The sequence below is a fragment of the Corynebacterium sp. p3-SID1056 genome (assembly GCF_025152525.1).
Lineage (GTDB): Bacteria > Actinomycetota > Actinomycetes > Mycobacteriales > Mycobacteriaceae > Corynebacterium.
In genome coordinates, this window is the sequence record NZ_JALXXL010000015.1 from 25,578 (window position 1) to 42,460 (window position 16,883).

Annotated in this window: 16 protein-coding genes; 7 read left to right on the forward strand and 9 right to left on the reverse strand. The window is 64.5% G+C overall.

Annotated features, from left to right (window positions below; all coding sequences use genetic code 11):
* Positions 1 to 9 precede the first annotated feature (9 nt).
* The 7 genes from M3G14_RS11115 to M3G14_RS11145 all read right to left on the reverse strand — a co-directional run bounded on the left by M3G14_RS11115 (position 10) and on the right by M3G14_RS11145 (position 8,050).
* The gene (locus tag M3G14_RS11115) at positions 10 to 396 is read right to left on the reverse strand and encodes a monovalent cation/H(+) antiporter subunit G (RefSeq protein ID WP_259926601.1); all 387 of its coding nucleotides are present in this window, start codon (positions 394 to 396) and stop codon (positions 10 to 12) included.
* Positions 393 to 671, reverse strand: a complete 279-nt coding sequence (locus M3G14_RS11120; protein WP_259926602.1) for a monovalent cation/H+ antiporter complex subunit F — start codon at positions 669 to 671, stop codon at positions 393 to 395. The genes M3G14_RS11115 and M3G14_RS11120 overlap by 4 nt, the downstream gene beginning before the upstream one ends.
* 3 nt (positions 672 to 674) lie before the next feature.
* Positions 675 to 1,193, reverse strand: a complete 519-nt coding sequence (locus M3G14_RS11125; RefSeq protein WP_259926603.1) for a Na+/H+ antiporter subunit E — start codon at positions 1,191 to 1,193, stop codon at positions 675 to 677.
* Positions 1,190 to 3,013 (reverse strand): Na+/H+ antiporter subunit D, encoded by a 1,824-nt coding sequence (locus M3G14_RS11130; RefSeq protein WP_259926604.1) that lies wholly within the window; start codon positions 3,011 to 3,013, stop codon positions 1,190 to 1,192. The genes M3G14_RS11125 and M3G14_RS11130 overlap by 4 nt, the downstream gene beginning before the upstream one ends.
* Entirely contained in the window at positions 3,003 to 3,494 is a 492-nt protein-coding gene (locus M3G14_RS11135; RefSeq protein ID WP_259926605.1) for a Na(+)/H(+) antiporter subunit C, read from the reverse strand. The genes M3G14_RS11130 and M3G14_RS11135 overlap by 11 nt, the downstream gene beginning before the upstream one ends.
* The gene (locus tag M3G14_RS11140; RefSeq protein ID WP_259926606.1) at positions 3,495 to 6,509 is read right to left on the reverse strand and encodes a Na+/H+ antiporter subunit A; all 3,015 of its coding nucleotides are present in this window, start codon (positions 6,507 to 6,509) and stop codon (positions 3,495 to 3,497) included.
* Between the two features lie 203 nt (positions 6,510 to 6,712).
* Complete coding sequence (locus tag M3G14_RS11145) at positions 6,713 to 8,050, reverse strand: dipeptidase (RefSeq protein ID WP_259926607.1); 1,338 nt, start codon at positions 8,048 to 8,050, stop codon at positions 6,713 to 6,715.
* 217 nt (positions 8,051 to 8,267) lie between these two features.
* Here M3G14_RS11145 and groL point away from each other — a divergent pair, with 217 nt between their 5' ends.
* The 4 genes from groL to ppk2 all read left to right on the forward strand — a co-directional run bounded on the left by groL (position 8,268) and on the right by ppk2 (position 11,720).
* On the forward strand, positions 8,268 to 9,908 hold the full coding sequence (gene groL, locus M3G14_RS11150; protein WP_259926608.1) for a chaperonin GroEL: 1,641 nt from the start codon (positions 8,268 to 8,270) through the stop codon (positions 9,906 to 9,908).
* A 391-nt stretch (positions 9,909 to 10,299) separates the two neighbouring features.
* The gene (locus M3G14_RS11155) at positions 10,300 to 10,458 is read left to right on the forward strand and encodes a hypothetical protein (RefSeq protein WP_259926609.1); all 159 of its coding nucleotides are present in this window, start codon (positions 10,300 to 10,302) and stop codon (positions 10,456 to 10,458) included.
* A gap of 91 nt (positions 10,459 to 10,549) precedes the next feature.
* Positions 10,550 to 10,678 carry a hypothetical protein gene (locus M3G14_RS11160; RefSeq protein ID WP_259926610.1) on the forward strand — a complete coding sequence of 43 codons (129 nt, stop codon included), beginning with the start codon at positions 10,550 to 10,552 and terminating at the stop codon, positions 10,676 to 10,678.
* A gap of 142 nt (positions 10,679 to 10,820) precedes the next feature.
* A complete protein-coding gene (gene ppk2 / locus M3G14_RS11165; RefSeq protein ID WP_259926611.1) occupies positions 10,821 to 11,720 on the forward strand; it encodes a polyphosphate kinase 2 in 900 nt (299 codons plus the stop codon).
* 251 nt (positions 11,721 to 11,971) lie between these two features.
* On the opposite strand, the gene M3G14_RS11170 is transcribed toward ppk2, so the two are convergent.
* Together M3G14_RS11170 and M3G14_RS11175 are read right to left on the reverse strand one after the other, a co-directional pair.
* Entirely contained in the window at positions 11,972 to 12,412 is a 441-nt protein-coding gene (locus tag M3G14_RS11170) for a MarR family transcriptional regulator (protein ID WP_259926612.1), read from the reverse strand.
* 74 nt (positions 12,413 to 12,486) lie between these two features.
* Positions 12,487 to 12,783, reverse strand: a complete 297-nt coding sequence (locus tag M3G14_RS11175; RefSeq protein WP_259926613.1) for a rhodanese-like domain-containing protein — start codon at positions 12,781 to 12,783, stop codon at positions 12,487 to 12,489.
* Positions 12,784 to 12,809: 26 nt separating this feature from the next.
* Between M3G14_RS11175 and M3G14_RS11180 the strand changes: the two genes are divergently transcribed.
* From M3G14_RS11180 to M3G14_RS11190, 3 genes are all read left to right on the forward strand, one after another.
* Complete coding sequence (locus M3G14_RS11180; RefSeq protein ID WP_259926614.1) at positions 12,810 to 13,499, forward strand: class F sortase; 690 nt, start codon at positions 12,810 to 12,812, stop codon at positions 13,497 to 13,499.
* Positions 13,500 to 13,588: 89 nt separating this feature from the next.
* The gene (locus M3G14_RS11185) at positions 13,589 to 14,434 is read left to right on the forward strand and encodes a hypothetical protein (RefSeq protein WP_259926615.1); all 846 of its coding nucleotides are present in this window, start codon (positions 13,589 to 13,591) and stop codon (positions 14,432 to 14,434) included.
* 751 nt (positions 14,435 to 15,185) lie between these two features.
* Positions 15,186 to 16,856, forward strand: a complete 1,671-nt coding sequence (locus tag M3G14_RS11190; protein WP_259926616.1) for a SpaH/EbpB family LPXTG-anchored major pilin — start codon at positions 15,186 to 15,188, stop codon at positions 16,854 to 16,856.
* Positions 16,857 to 16,883: the final 27 nt, after the last annotated feature.

A 16,883-nucleotide genomic window follows, 5' to 3' on the forward strand; every position in this document is an offset into this window, starting at 1 on the left:
CGGCAGCGCTTAGGGGTCGACGCGCTTGGGGTGGTAGTCGGCGGGACGGTCGTTGCGGCTGAGCTGGTCGTCGCCGCCGTAGAGGCCTTCGCGGCGGGCGACGCGGCCGAGGCGCTGCGCGGTCACCGGGTTCGTCATGAGCGCGAAGAGCACGAGCAGGACGAGCATGCCTAGGTCGCCGCGGTGGTGGACGGAGAAGTCGGGCGAGTTGACGAGCCGGATGAAGGTGCCCACGAACATCAGCAGCAGGCCGGTGGTCTGCGGCTTGGTGATCGCGTGGACGCGCGCCATGGTGGAACCGAAGCGGACGGTGCCCACGGCGGCTGAAAAGACCATGAAGGCGCCGGGGAGGATGAACAGGAGCGACAGGGCGTCGAAAAGCAGGTGCCAATTCATAGCGAACCATCCCTCTTGCGGAAGCGGGCGACGGAAATCGAGGCGATGAAGCCGAGCAGGGCGATCACCATCATGACGTTGACCACGGTGGTATCCAGCGTCCAGCAGATGTAGAGCGCAAGCGCGCACTGCAGCGAGGCGGTGATCGCGTCGTTGCCGAGTACGCGGTCCATGGAGTCGGGGCCGACGATGACGCGCCAGCCGAGCAGGGCGAAGCCGATGGCGATGAGCACCGCGGCGATGCCGAGGAACACGTTGTAGACGGTGGGGTCCATGGGTTACCTCCTGCTTTCGAAGATGGCGATCATTTGACGCTCAAGCTTGGCGACGTTCGCGAGTTCCCGCTCGATGGCGCGTTCGTTATCGGCGTCGAGGACGTGGATGGTCCACTCGCGGTCGGCGAGGTTGATATCGGTGACGGAGCCGCCGGGCTGCAAGTTGTAGGCGCAGGTGGCCACGTACAGGACGAACTCGCTGCTCAGGCGCATGGGGGCCGTGAGGATCGCGTTGCGCGGCGGCTCGGCGGGGCGCAGCGCGAGCCAGCTGACCTTTGCGGAGGCGACGATGAGGTCGCGCAGCCACGTGGCGATGAAAAGCGCGAGGCGTCCCCAGTGGATGCGGTAGCCGTGGTTGGGGATGCGCGGCAGGGGCAACAGCAGCACGACCGCGAGCGCGAGCCCGAGTCCTGCGGCGAAGTTACCCCAGCTCAGCTCGCCCATCAGTAGGATCCACATCACGGTCAGCCAGACGACGAACCAGGGGCGGAAGCGGTGCTTGATACCGATTAATGGACTCATTGAGCGCTCACCTCCGGTCCGCGCACTGGCGTCGGGACTGTCTCGGTGGTCACGCCTTGGGTGGGCGCGCCGGGGTTGAGCCCGTGTTGGCTGCGGTGCCTGTACAGAGTGTCCGAACTGCCGTATTCGTCCTGCGGGGTGACAAAACGCTCCGGGCGGCGCGTCGGCGCCTCGGGCTCGGCGACTTCGCCCTCGACCCCGCCGCCGGGGACGGTGTCGAGCACGGCGCTGCGGTAGATCGAGTTGTCCTGGGCGGACTCGGCGGCGCGGTCGGTGATGTGTGAGATCGGGCCGGCGAGAAAGGTGATCGAGACGGACGCCGCGACGAGCAGTGCGGTGGACAAAAACATGCCGGTGGGGACGCGGCCGACGTCGGCGCGCTCGGCGAGCTGGGTGGTGGCGCCGCGCTCCGCCAGGTTGGCGGGCCGGGCCATGGCCACGTCTCCCTCGGGGGCGTCGGCGCGGTCGCGGAGGAAGCCCTTGGACCAGACGAGGATCATGGCGTAGAGCGTCAACAGCGAAGTGACCACGGCGCCGCCGATGAGGACCCACGCCAGCCAGGAGCCGTCGGCGGCGCCGGCTTGGATGAGCATGACCTTGCCCAGGAACCCGGAGAACGGGGGAATGCCGCCGAGGTTGAGCGCGGGGATGAAGTAGAGCAGCGCGATGACGGGGGCCGTGTAGAGCAGTGAGCCGAGCCGGCGCAGCTGCGCGGAGCCTGCCTGGCGCTCGATCAGACCGACGACGAGGAACAGCGAGGTCTGCACCAGAATGTGGTGGACGGCGTAGAAGATCGCGCCGGACAGGCCCGCCATGGAGCCGAGCGCGATACCGAAGATCATGTAGCCGATGTGGGAGACCAGCGTAAAGGACAGCAGGCGCTTGATGTCGTTTTGGGCCAGCGCGCCCATCACGCCGACGATCATGGTCAGCAGCGCGACCCACATGAGCAGGGTGTCGAGGGTGCCGTCGGTAAAGACGGTGGAGCGCATGCGAATGATGGCGTAGACACCCACCTTGGTCAACAGGCCCGCGAACACGGCCGTGACCAGGGAGGCGGCGGTGGGGTACGAGTCGGGCAGCCAGGCGTCCAGGGGGAAGACGGCGGCCTTGATGCCGAAGGCCACGAGCAGGGTGGCGAAGATGGCGGCGCTGGTGCCGTCGGGGATGTCCTCCATGCGCAGTCCGGCGTGCGCCATGTTCACGGTGCCCACCGCGGCGTAGACCAGCGCGAGCGCGAACAAGAACACCATGGAGGAGGCCATGGAGACCATGACGTAGCCGATGCCGCTGCGCACGCGCCCGGGCGAGGCACCCAGGGTGAGCAGGACGTAGGAGGCAACCAAGAAGACTTCGAAGCCGACGTAGAGGTTGAACAGGTCCCCGGCCAAGAACGAGAGGTTCACGCCGAGGCAGAGCAGCATGTAGATGGGCAGGAAGACGGCGACTGGATCGTCATCGTCGCCGTCGCGAAGCCCCTGCGAGATGCCGTACCACATGACCGCGAACAGGACGATCGCGGAGACGAACAGCATGATGGTGGACAGTCGGTCGGCCACGAGCGTGATGCCGATCGGCGCGTCCCAGCCGCCCATCTGCACCGTCTGGATGCCGTGGACGTCCGCGACGATGATCATCGTGCCCGCGATCACCGCCAGTGCAAACAGGGTGAGCAGGGCGATCGCGCGCTGTACTTGGACGTGTTTGCCGGTGACCAGGATCAGTGCTGCGGCGATGGCAGGCATGACCAGCGGCATGACGATGAGGTAGGGCATGGCGGCAAGCGCCGCGTCGGCGAAGTCGAACAGGCTAGTGCTCATCGTCCGCCTCCTTCACCGGGGTTTCGAAGGAGCGGGGGCCGAAGGAGTCGCCGGTCTCGCTGGGTTTGCCGGTCTCCGGGTCGTCGGAGCGGTCGTGGTCGGGCGCGGCCGCGGGCAGCGAAGGCCGCGCGGCGATGGCGCGGTCCTCCTCGTCGCGCTCGATGACGTCGTCGGTGCGGTAGCGGTACTGCCGGTAGGCCAGCGCGAGCATGAAGGCGCTCATCGCCATGGAAATCACAATCGCGGTGAGGATCATTGCCTGCGCGAGCGGGTCGGCGCTGTCTCCAAACAGCGTTGAGTCGCGCCCGAGAATCGGCGGCGCGCCGGCCTGCCCGCCGGACTGCAAGAGCAGCAGGTTCGCGCCGTTGCCGATCAGCAGCACGCCCATGATCATGCGGGTCATCGCGCGGTCGAGCATGAGGTACACGCCCGCCGCGATGAGCACGCCGGAGCCAATCAAGAGGAAGAGGTTCGCTTCCATCTACTCGCTCCTTTCTGTATTGGGCCCTTTGCTTATCGACGCCTCGCCTACCTCTACCGCACTCGATCCCGTCGTGGAAACGGCGGCCCGGTCCGAGGCGCGCGCCGCCCTGCGGCGGGTCTGCAGCCGGCGGCGCAGGGCGTTCTTGGCCTGCAGCTGGCGGGCGCGGTCGCGGGCGCGCTGCTTGCGGGTGTCCTCTTCGCGGTCGAGGTAGGCGCCCATGGAGCCGAGGATGTGCATGGTCAGGCCCACGACGATGAGGTACACGCCGGCGTCGAAAAGCAGGGCGGAGGGCACGACGAACTCGCCGATCAGCGGCAGCGATGCGGTGGCGTAGCCGGACATGAGCGGCGGGTTGCCGGCAAACATCGGGACGACGACGCAGGTGGCGGAGAGCAAGATGCCGGTGCCCAAGAGCTTCGCGGGGTCGACGGGTAGTGCCTCCTCGATTTCGGCGCGGCCGCCCGCCAGGTAGCGCAGCGTGAACGCGAGGGCGGCGACGAGGCCGCCGGCGAAGCCACCGCCCGGCGCGTTGTGGCCGGAGAAGAAGAAGTAGAAGGAGAGCAAGATGATGGACGGGAAGAAGATGCGGGTGACCACGTCCACCATGATGGAGCGGTTCTGCGCGCGTTCGGTGTCCACGCCCGAGGCGAGCCAGCGTGGCTTGTTCGTGGACAGCGTTGGGCGTCGGGAAGCGCGGCCGAATTTGCCGGTGCCGAAGATGAGGCTGGCCACGCCGGTCGCCGCGATGACGAGCACGAGGATTTCGCCGAAGGTATCGGCGGCGCGCAGGTCCACGAGCAGCACGTTGACGGTGTTGCGGCCGTGGCCGATCTCGTAGGCCAGGTCCGGCATGTGGGTGGAGATCGGCTGGGCTTGGCGTGCGGAGATCGCCGTCATCGCCACGATGACGACGGAGACGCCGGTGCCGATGGACAGCCAGGCGCGCAGGCGGTTGTCGTCGGTGCGCGGCTCCACCTCGGTGGGCATCTTGCGCAGCACCAGCATGAACACCACCATCACGATGGTCTCCACCAGCGCCTGTGTCAGCGCGAGGTCGGGCGCGCCGTGGAGGGCGAAGATGAAGGCCATGGCGTAGCCGGTCAGCCCCACCATCACCACGCCGGAGAGGCGGTTGCGCTGCAGTGTGGCGAAGACGGCCATGGCGCACATGAGGCAGACGACCATGCCTTGCCACGGGGAGTCCCACAGGATCATGCGGATGTCGTTGCTCTCGCCGAGGATCATGGCGCCGAGGGGGACCACCATGAGCGTGGCGAAGATGACGGCCAGGTTGATCGACAGCGAGCCGCGCTGCGTCGATGCGGTGAGCTTGAGCGAGGCGTTGCGCAACACGCTCAGGATGGCGTCCCAGAGCTCGTCGGCGTCGCCAAGCGCGGGTTTGGCAAAGGCGGCGCGCTTGATCAGCTTGCGCTGCCAGAACACGATCGCGCCGGCGGTGACGATGACGGCGGTGAGGATCAGGGGCGTGGTGATGCCGTGCCACAGCTTCAGGTCGTGGCTTTCCGCGGTGGGGAAGCGCACGTTGAGGTAGGTGTTGATCGCGTCGGAAAGCCAGCCGGGCAGAAGCCCGAAGGCGATGGTGGCCAGGGTGAGCAGGGCCGGGGAGATCGCGAGCCGCGGCCCGATGTGGTGCATGTCGGCGACGGCTGGCGAGACCCCCTGATCCTTGTGCGCCTCCTTCGTGGCGAAGGCGCCCCAGAGGAAGTACAGGGAGTACGCCATGGTGAGGATCGAGCCGACGACCAGGGCCACCAGGGTGAGGTGGCCCGGCATACCGTGCAGCAGCTCCTCGTTGAGGATCGCCTCGAGCGCGGCCTCCTTGGCGATGAAGCCGAACAGCGGCGGGATACCCGCCATCGACGCCGCCGAGACCAGCGCCAGTGCCGCGATGAACGGTTCGCGGCGCGCCAGTCCGGACAGCTCGCCAATGTCGCGGGTGCCGGTGGTGTGGTCGATTGCGCCGACGATCATAAACAGCGTCGCCTTGAACATGGAGTGCGCAAAGGTGATCGCGAGCCCGGCCATCGTCGCCTCGCGCGAACCCACCCCGATCACGGCGGTGATGAAGCCCAGCTGGGAGACGGTGCCGTAGGCCAGGATCAGTTTGAGGTCGCGCTGCTTGAGCGCCATCCAGCCGCCCAGCAGCATGGTGAACAGGCCCGTGGTGATGACCACGAGGTGCCAGGTGTTCACCGCAGCCATGTCGGGGGCGAGGCGGGCGACAAGGTAGATACCGGCCTTGACCATCGCCGCGGAGTGCAGGTAGGCCGACACCGGGGTCGGGGCGGCCATCGCGCCGGGCAGCCAGAAGTGCCAGGGAGCCTGCGCCGACTTGGTCAGTGCGCCAAGCATGATCAGCACGATCGCCGTCGAGATCGCCGGGGTGTTCTCCAAGTCCGCGAACTGGGAGATCTGGCTGAGCCGCCAGATGCCCGTGTTGAAGCCAAGCAGGTTGATGCCCACCAGCATGGCGAGCCCGCCGAAGGTGGTGATCATCAGCGCCTGGATCGCCGCCCTGCGTGACGACGCCCGCTCGCCGTAGTAGGAAACGAGCAGGTAGGACAGGACGGAGGTCAGCTCCCAGAACACGTACATCAACAGGAAGCTGTCCGAGATGACCAGCCCGTACATCACGGTGGCGAACATGGTCAGCTCGCCGCCGAACTTGGCTAGGCGGCGCGGGTTGGAGTCGAAATAGCCCCAGCAGTACAGCAGGACCAGCGCGCCCACACCCAGGATGATCAGGCTAAACAGGCCCGCCAGCGCGTCGAGGCGAAAATCTAAGTTGAGGTTTGCCGACGGCATCCACGGGTACCGGGCAACGATCTCGCCCTGGTTTGCAAACACGCCGCGCTGGAACAGGCTGACTACCCACACAAAGCCGCCGAGGGGGACCGTGGCCAATACCGCGAAGGCTGGGCGCCCAAGCGCGCGGATCAGCAACGGGGCGCAGGCCGTGGCGACAAGCAGCGCGGCGAGCAATGTGAGCACAGTGCGGACCCCTCCTTGGGCAGTTCGGATCGAGTTCTCAAGCCGGGCCCGACGTTGCAGTGAAGCAGCGTACGAAGAACGTAGAACTACACCTGAGCAGTACCTGCGGCGCTGCTCGTTTGCGAAGGGGCGCGTCGAAAGTAGATAGGCGCGGCCAATGTGCCCAACTGTACCGATAAGGTCACAAATTCGCTACTAGCGTGTTACTTCCCGTAGGCCTGCAGGAAGCGGGCCTCTGCGACGGCGATACGCTCGATCTCCGTGGGGTCGACGGACTCGTCCACGCCGTGGATGCCGCAGGCTGGCTCCTCCACACCGAACAGCGCGATCTCCGCGTCCGGGAACTGCTCCTGCAGCGTGATGGTCAGCGGGATCGAGCCGCCGGAGCCAATCGCGGTGAGCTTATCGGTGCCGTAGGCCTCGCGCAGGCACTCGCCAAGCTTTGCGACGGCCGGACGCTCCGGATCTGTAGCAAACGGCTCGTTGACGCCGCTGATCTCTACGTCCACCTTCGCGCCCCAGGGGGTGTGCGCGTGGATGTGCTCCTCCATCTTCTGGGCCACCTCGGCGGCGTTCTGCCCGGCGGGCACGCGCAGGTTGAACTGGGCCTCGGCGCGCGGGTTGACCGCGTTGACGGCTTCGGCGACCGGGGTAGAGGTAAAGCCGATCATGGTCACTGCGGGGCGTGCCCAGCACATGTCGGCGGGCTCGTCCTCGACGGTGCCGAGCAGTTGGACGCCGTCGAGCACGCCCGCGTCGGTGCGGAAGGTGTCGCGCTCGTACGCGTCGCCGGACCACTTCGAGGTGGTGTCGACGCCGTCGATGGTGGTGCGCCCGTGCTCGTCGAAAAGCGAGTTGGCGATGCGCACCAGAGCGTGCGCGGCGTCCGGGGCGGCTCCGCCGAAGCCGCCGGAGTGGATCGCGCCCTCGAGGGTCTCCACGGTGACCTTGATCTGGGCGCCGCCGCGCAGGGAGGTGGTGAGCGTCGGCTCGCCGACGGCGGCGTTGCCGGAGTCCGCGATGAGGATGACGTCTGCGCGGAAGATTTCGGGGTCGGATTCGATGAGCTTGACCAGCCCGTCCTCGCCGCCGAGCTCCTCGGAGCCCTCGACGACGACCTTCAGGCCCAGGTCCGTGCCGCCGTTGTGCTCGAGCAGGCGCAGCGCCTCGAGGTGCATGGCCAGGTTGCCCTTGCAGTCGGCGGCACCGCGGCCGTACCATCGCCCGTCGCGCTCGGTGAGCTCGAACGGGTCGTTTGTCCAGGCGTCCGGGTTGCCGGCGGGGACGACGTCGTAGTGGGAGTAGAGCAGCACGGTGGGTGCGTCGCCGACCGGTTCCTTGACGGCGACGATCGTGTCCGCGTCGTCCACGGTGGGGTAGCGCGTGACCTCAAGCCCCGCTTTCTCGAGTGCGGCGGCGGTCCAGGCGCAGGCGGCCTCGTGTTCGTCGGCCAGCTCCGGGGTGGAGTGGGGCGAGTTAAACGAGACCAGTGTGGCCAGGTCGGAGAAGATGCGTGCGCGGTCTGGTGTGAAGTCAGTCATGGGGGTGACGCTACCAGTGGGGGCACGTGGACGTCGATAAGCAAAAGTGTGCTTGCACTCGACGGGGGTGAGTGCTAAAAATGGGTGCTAGCACTCGGAGACGCCAAGTGCTAAGCGGGTGAGGCTGCACCACTCAGCAGCCGTGCCGTCGCGGGCGCCTGCTTGAACCGACGAATTGAGTACTCGTTCCACAATATATAAGGAGCAACAAACTCACATGGCAAAGACCATTGCATTCGACGAGGAAGCACGCCGCAGCCTCGAATCCGGCCTAAACACCCTGGCAGACGCCGTGAAGGTCACCCTTGGCCCGAAGGGGCGCAACGTTGTCCTGGAGAAGTCCTGGGGCGCGCCGACCATTACCAATGATGGCGTGACCATCGCGAAGGAAATCGAGCTCGAGGACCCGTACGAGAAGATCGGCGCCGAGCTGGTCAAGGAAGTTGCGAAGAAGACTGACGACGTCGCCGGCGACGGCACCACCACCGCAACCGTGCTCGCCCAGGCGCTCGTGCGCGAGGGCCTGCGTAACGTTGCTGCGGGTTCCAACCCGATGGGGATTAAGCGCGGCATCCAGGCTGCGACCGAGGCAGTATCCAAGCACGTGCTGGACAATGCCAAGGAAGTAGAGACCCAGGAGCAGATCGCGTCCACCGCTGGCATCTCCGCCTCCGACCCGGAGATCGGCGCCAAGATCGCTGAGGCGATGTACGCCGTCGGCAACGGCTCGGTAAACAAGGACTCCGTCATCACGGTTGAGGAGTCCAACACCTTCGGCGTTGACCTCGAGGTCACCGAGGGTATGCGCTTTGACAAGGGCTTCATCTCCGCCTACTTCGCCACCGATATGGAGCGCGGCGAGGCAGTCCTGGAAGACCCGTACATCCTGCTGGTCTCCTCCAAGATCTCCAACGTCAAGGAGCTCGTGCCGGTTCTGGAGCAGGTCATGCAGTCCGGCAAGCCGCTGCTGATTATCGCCGAGGACGTCGAGGGCGAAGCACTGTCCACCCTCGTGGTGAACAAGATCCGCGGCACCTTCAAGTCCGTCGCTGTCAAGGCACCGGGCTTCGGTGACCGTCGCAAGGCAATGCTGCAGGACCTGGCTATCCTCACCGGCGGCCAGGTTATCTCCGAGGAGGTCGGGCTTTCGCTCGAGACCGCGGGCGTTGAGCTGCTCGGCCAGGCACGCAAGGCTGTCATTACCAAGGACGAGACCACCATCGTCCAGGGCGCTGGCGACCAGGCCCAGATCGAGGGTCGCGTCAAGCAGATCCGCGCCGAGATCGAGCACTCCGACTCCGACTACGACCGCGAGAAGCTGCAGGAGCGCCTGGCCAAGCTGGCCGGCGGCGTTGCAGTGATCAAGGTTGGCGCTGCGACCGAGGTGGAGCTGAAGGAGCAGAAGATGCGCATCGAGGATGCGGTGCGCAACGCCAAGGCTGCTGTAGAGGAAGGCATCGTCGCCGGCGGCGGCGTGGCACTCCTGCAGGCCGCCAAGGAGCTCGAGGGCGACCTCGGCCTGACTGGCGACGAGGCCACCGGCGTGAAGATCGTCCGCGAGGCACTGTCCGCGCCGCTGAAGCAGATCGCGCTGAACGCTGGCCTGGAGCCCGGCGTGGTTGCCGACAAGGTGGCTAACCTCCCGGCAGGCCAGGGCCTGAACGCGGCGACCGGCGAGTATGTCGACATGGTCGCCGAGGGCATCAACGACCCGGCCAAGGTGACCCGCTCCGCGCTGCAGAACGCGGCGTCCATCGCTGGTCTGTTCCTGACCACCGAGGCCGTCGTGGCTGACAAGCCGGAGCCGGCCGGTGCCGCAGGCGCTGGCATGGACCCGGAGGCCATGGGCATGATGTAAGCCTGTCTGGCTTCGAGCCCCCGCGGGATACCCCCGTGGGGGCTTTTTCACCCCCGGAAGAGGGGGCTATGCCTGTTGTGTGCGGGCATTGCTTATCGACGCCCCACCCCCGCCCGTTACGACCCTCACCCAGAGTTTAGGAGGCGTTAACTTAGGCGGACAATAACACTTGTATAACGGCGCTGGTCGTACAGGAACCTGGGAGAAAGGTTGCCAAACCGTAAACAAAGCTGGCAGATGGGTGACGCTTGGGCGAGGAAAATACTTCTGCAAAGCCCTTGCGGAAGCTGGAAGCTGTGGCAAAATACTTCGTGTGATGCCCCACGGTGGGTGTCAGGACACTGTCAATCTCGAGCCAGACACTCTGGCACCTACACGTAAGGGGAAAACAATGGGTGACCTCTCTACCATCGTCGACATGCTGAAGGACTTCAGCAAGTTCGGCAAGAACATCGTTGAGCTGTTCCGCGGCATCCCGGATCTGTTCATCAGCCTCGGTTCCCTGGGCGACAAGGCTAAGGAACTCCCGAACGACGTTTCCACCAAGTAGTCGTTCCTTCGCGCGCCGTTGAGTGATGGCGCGCGCCCCATTCACATCAACAACTGGCCCTTAAACGGGACACTCACACAAGGAGAACATCGTGGAAGCACTTGCAAACTGGGCATTCCTGTCCTCTGACGCACACGTCGCTGGCGCACTGCTCGGCATTCTGAAGCAGGTTGCAGGCCTGGCAGGCAACCTGGGTGACCTGCTCAGCCTGGTCGCGTAAGCTACGCCGCCAACGATAACCCCGCCATTGTGCGGGGTTGTTTTGCGTTTGGGGGACCTTTCAGGGGGAGCAAACGCACACCACCCACCCCGCTTGCGTAGTTACCGAACACGAATCGGGGGTGGGCGCTAAACTCGAGAGTATGGCTGACCATAAAGATGATGAACTCCCGATGATCGACCTCGCGGAGGTTGAGGGCTGGGTCGTTGACGATACCGATGAAGACGATCCGGTGCTGCTGATGCCGGATGGCACGCCGATCCAGACGTGGCGTGAGAACTACCCCTACGACGCGCGTCTGACCCGTGACGAGTACGAGAAGGAAAAGCGCGCGCTGCAGATCGAGCTGCTGAAGTGGCAGAACTGGACCAAGGATACGGGCCAGCGTCACATCATCATCTTCGAAGGCCGCGACGCCGCCGGTAAGGGCGGCACCATCAAGCGCTTCAACGAGCACCTCAACCCGCGTGGTGCCCGAACTGTCGCGCTGGAGAAGCCGAGCCCGCGCGAGTCCACTTCGTGGTACTTCCAGCGCTACATTGAGCACTTCCCGGCTGCCGGCGAGATCGTGTTCTTTGACCGCTCCTGGTACAACCGCTCCGGCGTCGAGCGCGTTATGGGCTTCTGCACGGAATCGCAGCACGCCGAGTTCCTGCGCGAGGTGCCGATGCTGGAGAACATGATCCTGGGCTCCGGTATCTCGCTGACCAAGTTCTGGTTCTCCGTGACCCAGAAGGAGCAGCGCACCCGCTTTGCTATCCGCCAGGTGGACCCGGTGCGTCAGTGGAAGCTGTCGCCGATGGACTTGGCCTCGCTGGATAAGTGGGAGGACTACACCCGCGCCAAGGAGGAGCAGTTCCGCTACACGGACACTGACGAGTCCCCGTGGATCACCATCAAGTCCAATGACAAGAAGCGCGCTCGCCTCAACGCTATGCGCTACATCCTGAGCAAGTTCGAGTACACGAACAAGGATCACGATGTGGTCGGCGAGCCGGACCCGCGGATCGTCAAGCGCGGCCGCGACCAGATCGGCGACTAGTCTTTAGCGCTGTACAGCCCGGTTCTCCTGTGTGGGGAGCCGGGTTTTCGCGTTGGGGTGGGCTATATGTCGAACCCTCCTTGTCGAACAAGTCCAAAAATCGCGGGATTCTCGACAAGGGGGGTTCGACAATTGGGCCGAGCCGGGCTAAACAGCGCAGATCGGAACTCGATAGTCGCTGGAATTTCCGGAACTATCGAACTCCTCATTGCGCTGTTTGCGAACCCCCTGCCGCCCCAGGCCCCCGAACTCTACTCCTCGTCGGCGAGGATGGCCTTGGACAACTTTTTCAGGCTCTTGAGCTGCTTGTTGCTAGAGGCGTCGAGGGCGCGGTCCTCGGCGTCGGCGACTTCATCGGCGAGCATCCCCAGGGCCTTGGAGCCCTTCTTCGTGGCGGTGACGATCTGGCGGCGCCGGTCTTTAGGGTCGCGGTCGCGTTTGACCCAGCCGAGATCTTCGAGCGAGTCCACGAGGCGAACCATGTCGGAGGCGTCGACGGCGAGCAGGCTGGATAGCTGCGATTGCGAGAGCGCGTTTTCGGCCACGCAGGTGAGCACCCAGAAACCCCGCATTGACACCTCGTGCTTGAGCAGTGTGCGCTCCACCTCGTCTTTGGTGTGGCGGCGAACCCGCTCGATCTGGAAAGACGGGGACTTAATCAGCGCACTGGGAAGCTCGTCGTGGGAGGCCATACCCTCATCCTAGGGTTAGTGGGCCGCCCCAAACAATTACAGGTGGCCGAGAGGGGCACGCGTACCCCCGAACGTTACTTTTCGGTGGGCAGACCTGCGGCGATCCAGGCGTCGGTGCCGCCTTCGACGTTGATCACGTTGTCCCACCCGAGTGCCTGCTCGAGGTACTCGGCAACGCGCAGGGAGCGGCCACCGGCCTTGCAGATGACGTAGATGTCCCGGTCGGGGTCGATGTCGCCGGTGTTGCCGACGATGGACGACATGGGCATGCTCACGGCGCCGGTGGCGTGGATGTCGGTGTACTCTTCGGGCTCGCGGACGTCGATAAGCTGGGCACCCTGCGGCACTTCGGTGACTTTGACTGACTGCATGGGCACGATCCTATACGCTTTGCTGCATGAACCTTGACCGCCGCCCGCCGCAATGGGTGTTTTGGGTGCGGCGCGCTGCGGTGCTGGGCGTGCTGGTGGTGCTGCTGATGGGCATTGTGGCGCTGGTGTCGCGGTGTGGGGGCGAGGAGCCTGAGCCGCCGGCGCAGGTCGGACAGTCGCGGCCGGTGGAGCTGCGCATTCCCGCGATCGGGCTGGACGCTGAGGTGGAGCGGGAGGACTGCCGGGTCAAGGACGGGGCGCTCAACCCGCGCTCGATGTCGAAGGCGTGCGCGTACACGTCGCCGGACAAACCGTATGAGCTGCCGGGCCCGGGCGCGGGTGATCTGGCGGTGATCGCGGGGCACACGGGTGCGGGCGTGCCTGGGGTGTTCGATGCGCTTTATGACAGTGGGGCGGACGCGTCGCGGGTGTCGGTTGGCGACGTGTTGTACCTGCGTACCGAGGATTCGCGCGCGGCTGGTGCGTGGCTGAAGTACGAGGCGACGGATGTGCACGCGCCACAAAAGGCGGGGCTCGCCGACGATGCCTCGATCTGGGGTACGGGCCCGATGCCGGGGCGGTTGCTGACTATTTCGTGTATTCAACCGCCGAACCTGCTGGCAGATGCCGTGCGCAATGCGGTGGTGGGTTGGCAGTTCGTCACCGTCGTGCCCGAGGCTGAAATGCTTGCCGACGCCACCGTTACCAATGTGTGACGTGTTGCCCCTGTGAAAAGTGTGACTGTGTGTGTAAAGTCTAAAGGTGAACTTGAGAGTGAGTCTTTCTCGCACGACAGGAGACCCCTATGCACCGCACACCGCTTACCCTCGCCGCCGCCGGTTTCGCCGGCGCACTCGCCCTTTCCGCCGCGCCGCTCGCGGGGGCGCAAGAGCTGCCCGCCGAGGTGACCGACGCCTTCGGCGCGACATACTTCCTTAACGAGGCCGGCGACTACTACGTCACCGACGCCGCCCAGGTCGCCGTACCCTACGCCCAGCTCAGCGCCGCCGACCAGGAGCGCGCGGTGGACGTGACCCGCGCCGCGATCGCCGGGCTTATCGACGCTCCTGCGGAGACTTCCGCTTCGACCTCGGCCGAGGCTCCGGCTGATGCTCCGAAGGGCGACGCTGTCGCCACGCCCGTCAAGCCCGAGGGCGACGGCGCACCGAATGAGAAGGTGCTGGACGCCGACGCCGTCGATCCGAACAATCCGGATCCAGTCCAGGGCGGGCTCGTGGCCCTGCCGTCTGTGCTGACAGTGAACGGCGAGACTTTCTACCTCAACGCGGACGGTGCGACCTACGTCAACGATGTTGCCCGCGTCGCGGATAGCCCGACGCCGGAGGAAGTTGAGGCCTCCGCGAAGCTCATTGCGGAACACTCCGGCGAGATCCGTGAGCAGGGCCTGGAAGAGGCGCGTGCTGGCGGTAAGGATGTGGAGGCTGCGCCGGAAGCTCCGGCCGCTCCGGCCGTTGAGGTGCAGCATCAGGCCGCGCCGGCACCTGCTGGCACCGCCGTCGAGGCTGTGCAGGCCCGCGGCATGGCCGCCGAGACCGGTTCGAACACATTTCTTCGCGCCCTCGTCGCACTGGTGATCGCGTCTGGGCTGGGTGCCGCCGTCTTCCTGGTGGGGCGTCGCTACTTGATCTAGCGGTGCCGCTGCGTGAGGTAGTGGTGAACAGGGGTGTCTATGGGCGCTCTCGCATGGTTGCGGGAGCGCCTTTTTAGTGCGTTCGCGGTGGTTGGTGACGTAGCGCGTCGTGCCTTAACAGGCAGTTTTGTTGTTATGGGATACGTAATGGTGTCGGTGTGTGGGTGTTATTTGTGTGAACGTTTTTGCTGGAGCTCCTGTGGCTTGGGGTGCGGTGCCGGTCGCGTCCCGCCGACGACGTATATTGCCTGTTGGGACACTTATATGCTTTAAAGGTCTAGATAGATTGCGGTGGCGAGGTAGATCGCGCTGCGACCCAAGGTCGGGGCTCTGGTTGGGGATGGCTCTGCTAATCGTGCAGGTATCGGAATAAATTTAGCCAAGCTACCCCCGATCCCCCCCCCCTACTTCCTGAGTAGTAATGAATACTTTTTCAAACGTCTAGCTGTGGTGCGGGGCATATCGGTGGACTTGTGTGCGTCGTCCCTCATCGCATTGATGCAGGTCATGCGCGGGTAGTGGCGCTAGGAAGTTGCTGGCGGTACGAGGCGCTGTATGTATGGATGAATAGTTTTAAAAGTAGTGACGACACGCTTTAGTAGCGGAATGGACAGGTGTTCAGGTTGCTACTACTTTTTAAAGCGGTGCCCAGGCTGGGCCCAAGTTCACGCCAGGAACAGTTACGGCGTGCTTTCCCACCGCTGACCACACAGGGCCCAGCGATCTCTGATCTTCCGGAAGGACTTTCACCATGGCCAATGCCTTTACCAAGACCGCAGCCATCGCAGTTGCTGCGGGCCTGACCCTCGCCGGCTCTGCCGGTATTGCTACTGACGCGCTGGCGCAGACGATGAATCCAACGGCTGTTACGACTGCTCCCGGCGTTCCGGATGCCAGCAGTATTTCCAGCAGTATTCCGTCTGGAAAAGTGAAGCTGACCATCAACAAGCGCGTGAACCCGACCGAGCTGCGCCCGGCTAACGGTGAAGCTGATTCTGGTGCTTCTGGTGAGGGGCTCCAAGGCGTCGGATTTACCGCTGAGCGAATCAAGCTTGACATCACGAATCAGGAAAACTTCAACAAGATTGCTGAGCTCGCAAACAAGCGTGACGTCGAGGGCGCGAAGGAACTTGGGGTGGACGCACCGCAGAGCTTCCAGGACACGGACGCCAATGGCCAGACCTCCCTGGATCTGCCGGTCGGTGCCTACATTATCCGGGAGACCAAGACCCCAGCAGCTACGACGACTGAGTCTTATGTTCCCGCCGAGCCGTTCATCGTCTTTCTGCCGATGACTAACAAGGAGGGTACTGGCTGGCTCAACGAAGTGCAGGTTTACCCGAAGAACTCGATGGCGAAGGTCTCCAAGACTGTTGTTGACGAGGGGAAAAACACACTGAGCGATAAGGCACAGGGGGAGGAGGGCAAGCCTGGCTACCTCGGCCCGCGTCCTGCTGAGAACGCCGTTGTTCAGTACACGCTTGAGGGTCTCGTGCCCGCGGCACCGGAGGGCCGCGAACTGAAGAACGTGACCCTTACGGATGCCTCCAACAGTGCCGAGCTTCAGTGGGACACGGATTTCATCAAGGGCGTGTACGTCGTTCGTGATGGCGCGGAGGTAGCAATCGATGCGGCCAACTACACCGTAAATACCGAAGCCGCTGTCCCGACGACCAACACTGAAGGGCTCGCTGCTGGTGCCAACCAGGCCTTCACCGTCACGGTAGACGCACAAAAAGCGGGCCTGAAGCCGGGTGAAACCGTGCGCGTGAAGGTCAACGCGACCATGCTCAAGGACGATGCCGCTTCCAAGGGCATTGAAAACTCCGTCCGCGAGTCCTTCGTCTTCCGCAACCCCAACACCGGGGCAGAGGATGAGCCGAAGGAGACGCCGGACGACAAGGTTGTCACCTACGTGGGCAACATCTCGGTGTACAAGCGTGGCGATGAAAACAAGGCACTGGCTGGTGCTGAGTTCCAGATCGGTAAGTGCAACAGCGACAAGTCTGGCCTTGACGGCGACGCAATCCAGACCGGTATCACCGACGCAGACGGCAACCTGACCTTCCCGGGCCTGCACGTCACCGACTACGTCAATGACGCAGAAGACACAGTCGCGAACTACTGCGTGGTGGAGACCAAGGCTCCTGAGGGCTACGCAACCCCGAAGGGCAAGAACGCCGTTCACGAGATCGAGCTGAAGCGTGCGACTTCGAAGGCACTGAACGCTGAGAAGACTGCGTTTGATGTTGCTGCAGCCGAAAACGTGATCGCTAACGGCGCCGTGATCGACAACGTGAAGAAGACCACCCCGACCCTTCCCGCAACCGGTGGCATGGGTGTCCTGATCATCGTGCTGGCTGGTCTGGCCATCATCGGCGGCGGTGTCTACGCGGCACGCCGCAACTCCCAGTCGGCCTAGGCCGCAACGTGTAGTCGGCGCGGTGGC

Coding starts and splice junctions, on each gene's coding strand:
- M3G14_RS11115 (WP_259926601.1), bottom strand. CDS start 396: ATGAATTGGCACCTGCTTTTCGACGCCCTGTCGCTCCTGTTCATCCTC.
- M3G14_RS11120 (WP_259926602.1), bottom strand. CDS start 671: ATGGACCCCACCGTCTACAACGTGTTCCTCGGCATCGCCGCGGTGCTC.
- M3G14_RS11125 (WP_259926603.1), bottom strand. CDS start 1,193: ATGAGTCCATTAATCGGTATCAAGCACCGCTTCCGCCCCTGGTTCGTC.
- M3G14_RS11130 (WP_259926604.1), bottom strand. CDS start 3,013: ATGAGCACTAGCCTGTTCGACTTCGCCGACGCGGCGCTTGCCGCCATG.
- M3G14_RS11135 (WP_259926605.1), bottom strand. CDS start 3,494: ATGGAAGCGAACCTCTTCCTCTTGATTGGCTCCGGCGTGCTCATCGCG.
- M3G14_RS11145 (WP_259926607.1), bottom strand. CDS start 8,050: ATGACTGACTTCACACCAGACCGCGCACGCATCTTCTCCGACCTGGCC.
- groL (WP_259926608.1), top strand. CDS start 8,268: ATGGCAAAGACCATTGCATTCGACGAGGAAGCACGCCGCAGCCTCGAA.
- M3G14_RS11155 (WP_259926609.1), top strand. CDS start 10,300: ATGGGTGACCTCTCTACCATCGTCGACATGCTGAAGGACTTCAGCAAG.
- ppk2 (WP_259926611.1), top strand. CDS start 10,821: ATGGCTGACCATAAAGATGATGAACTCCCGATGATCGACCTCGCGGAG.
- M3G14_RS11170 (WP_259926612.1), bottom strand. CDS start 12,412: ATGGCCTCCCACGACGAGCTTCCCAGTGCGCTGATTAAGTCCCCGTCT.
- M3G14_RS11175 (WP_259926613.1), bottom strand. CDS start 12,783: ATGCAGTCAGTCAAAGTCACCGAAGTGCCGCAGGGTGCCCAGCTTATC.
- M3G14_RS11180 (WP_259926614.1), top strand. CDS start 12,810: ATGAACCTTGACCGCCGCCCGCCGCAATGGGTGTTTTGGGTGCGGCGC.
- M3G14_RS11185 (WP_259926615.1), top strand. CDS start 13,589: ATGCACCGCACACCGCTTACCCTCGCCGCCGCCGGTTTCGCCGGCGCA.
- M3G14_RS11190 (WP_259926616.1), top strand. CDS start 15,186: ATGGCCAATGCCTTTACCAAGACCGCAGCCATCGCAGTTGCTGCGGGC.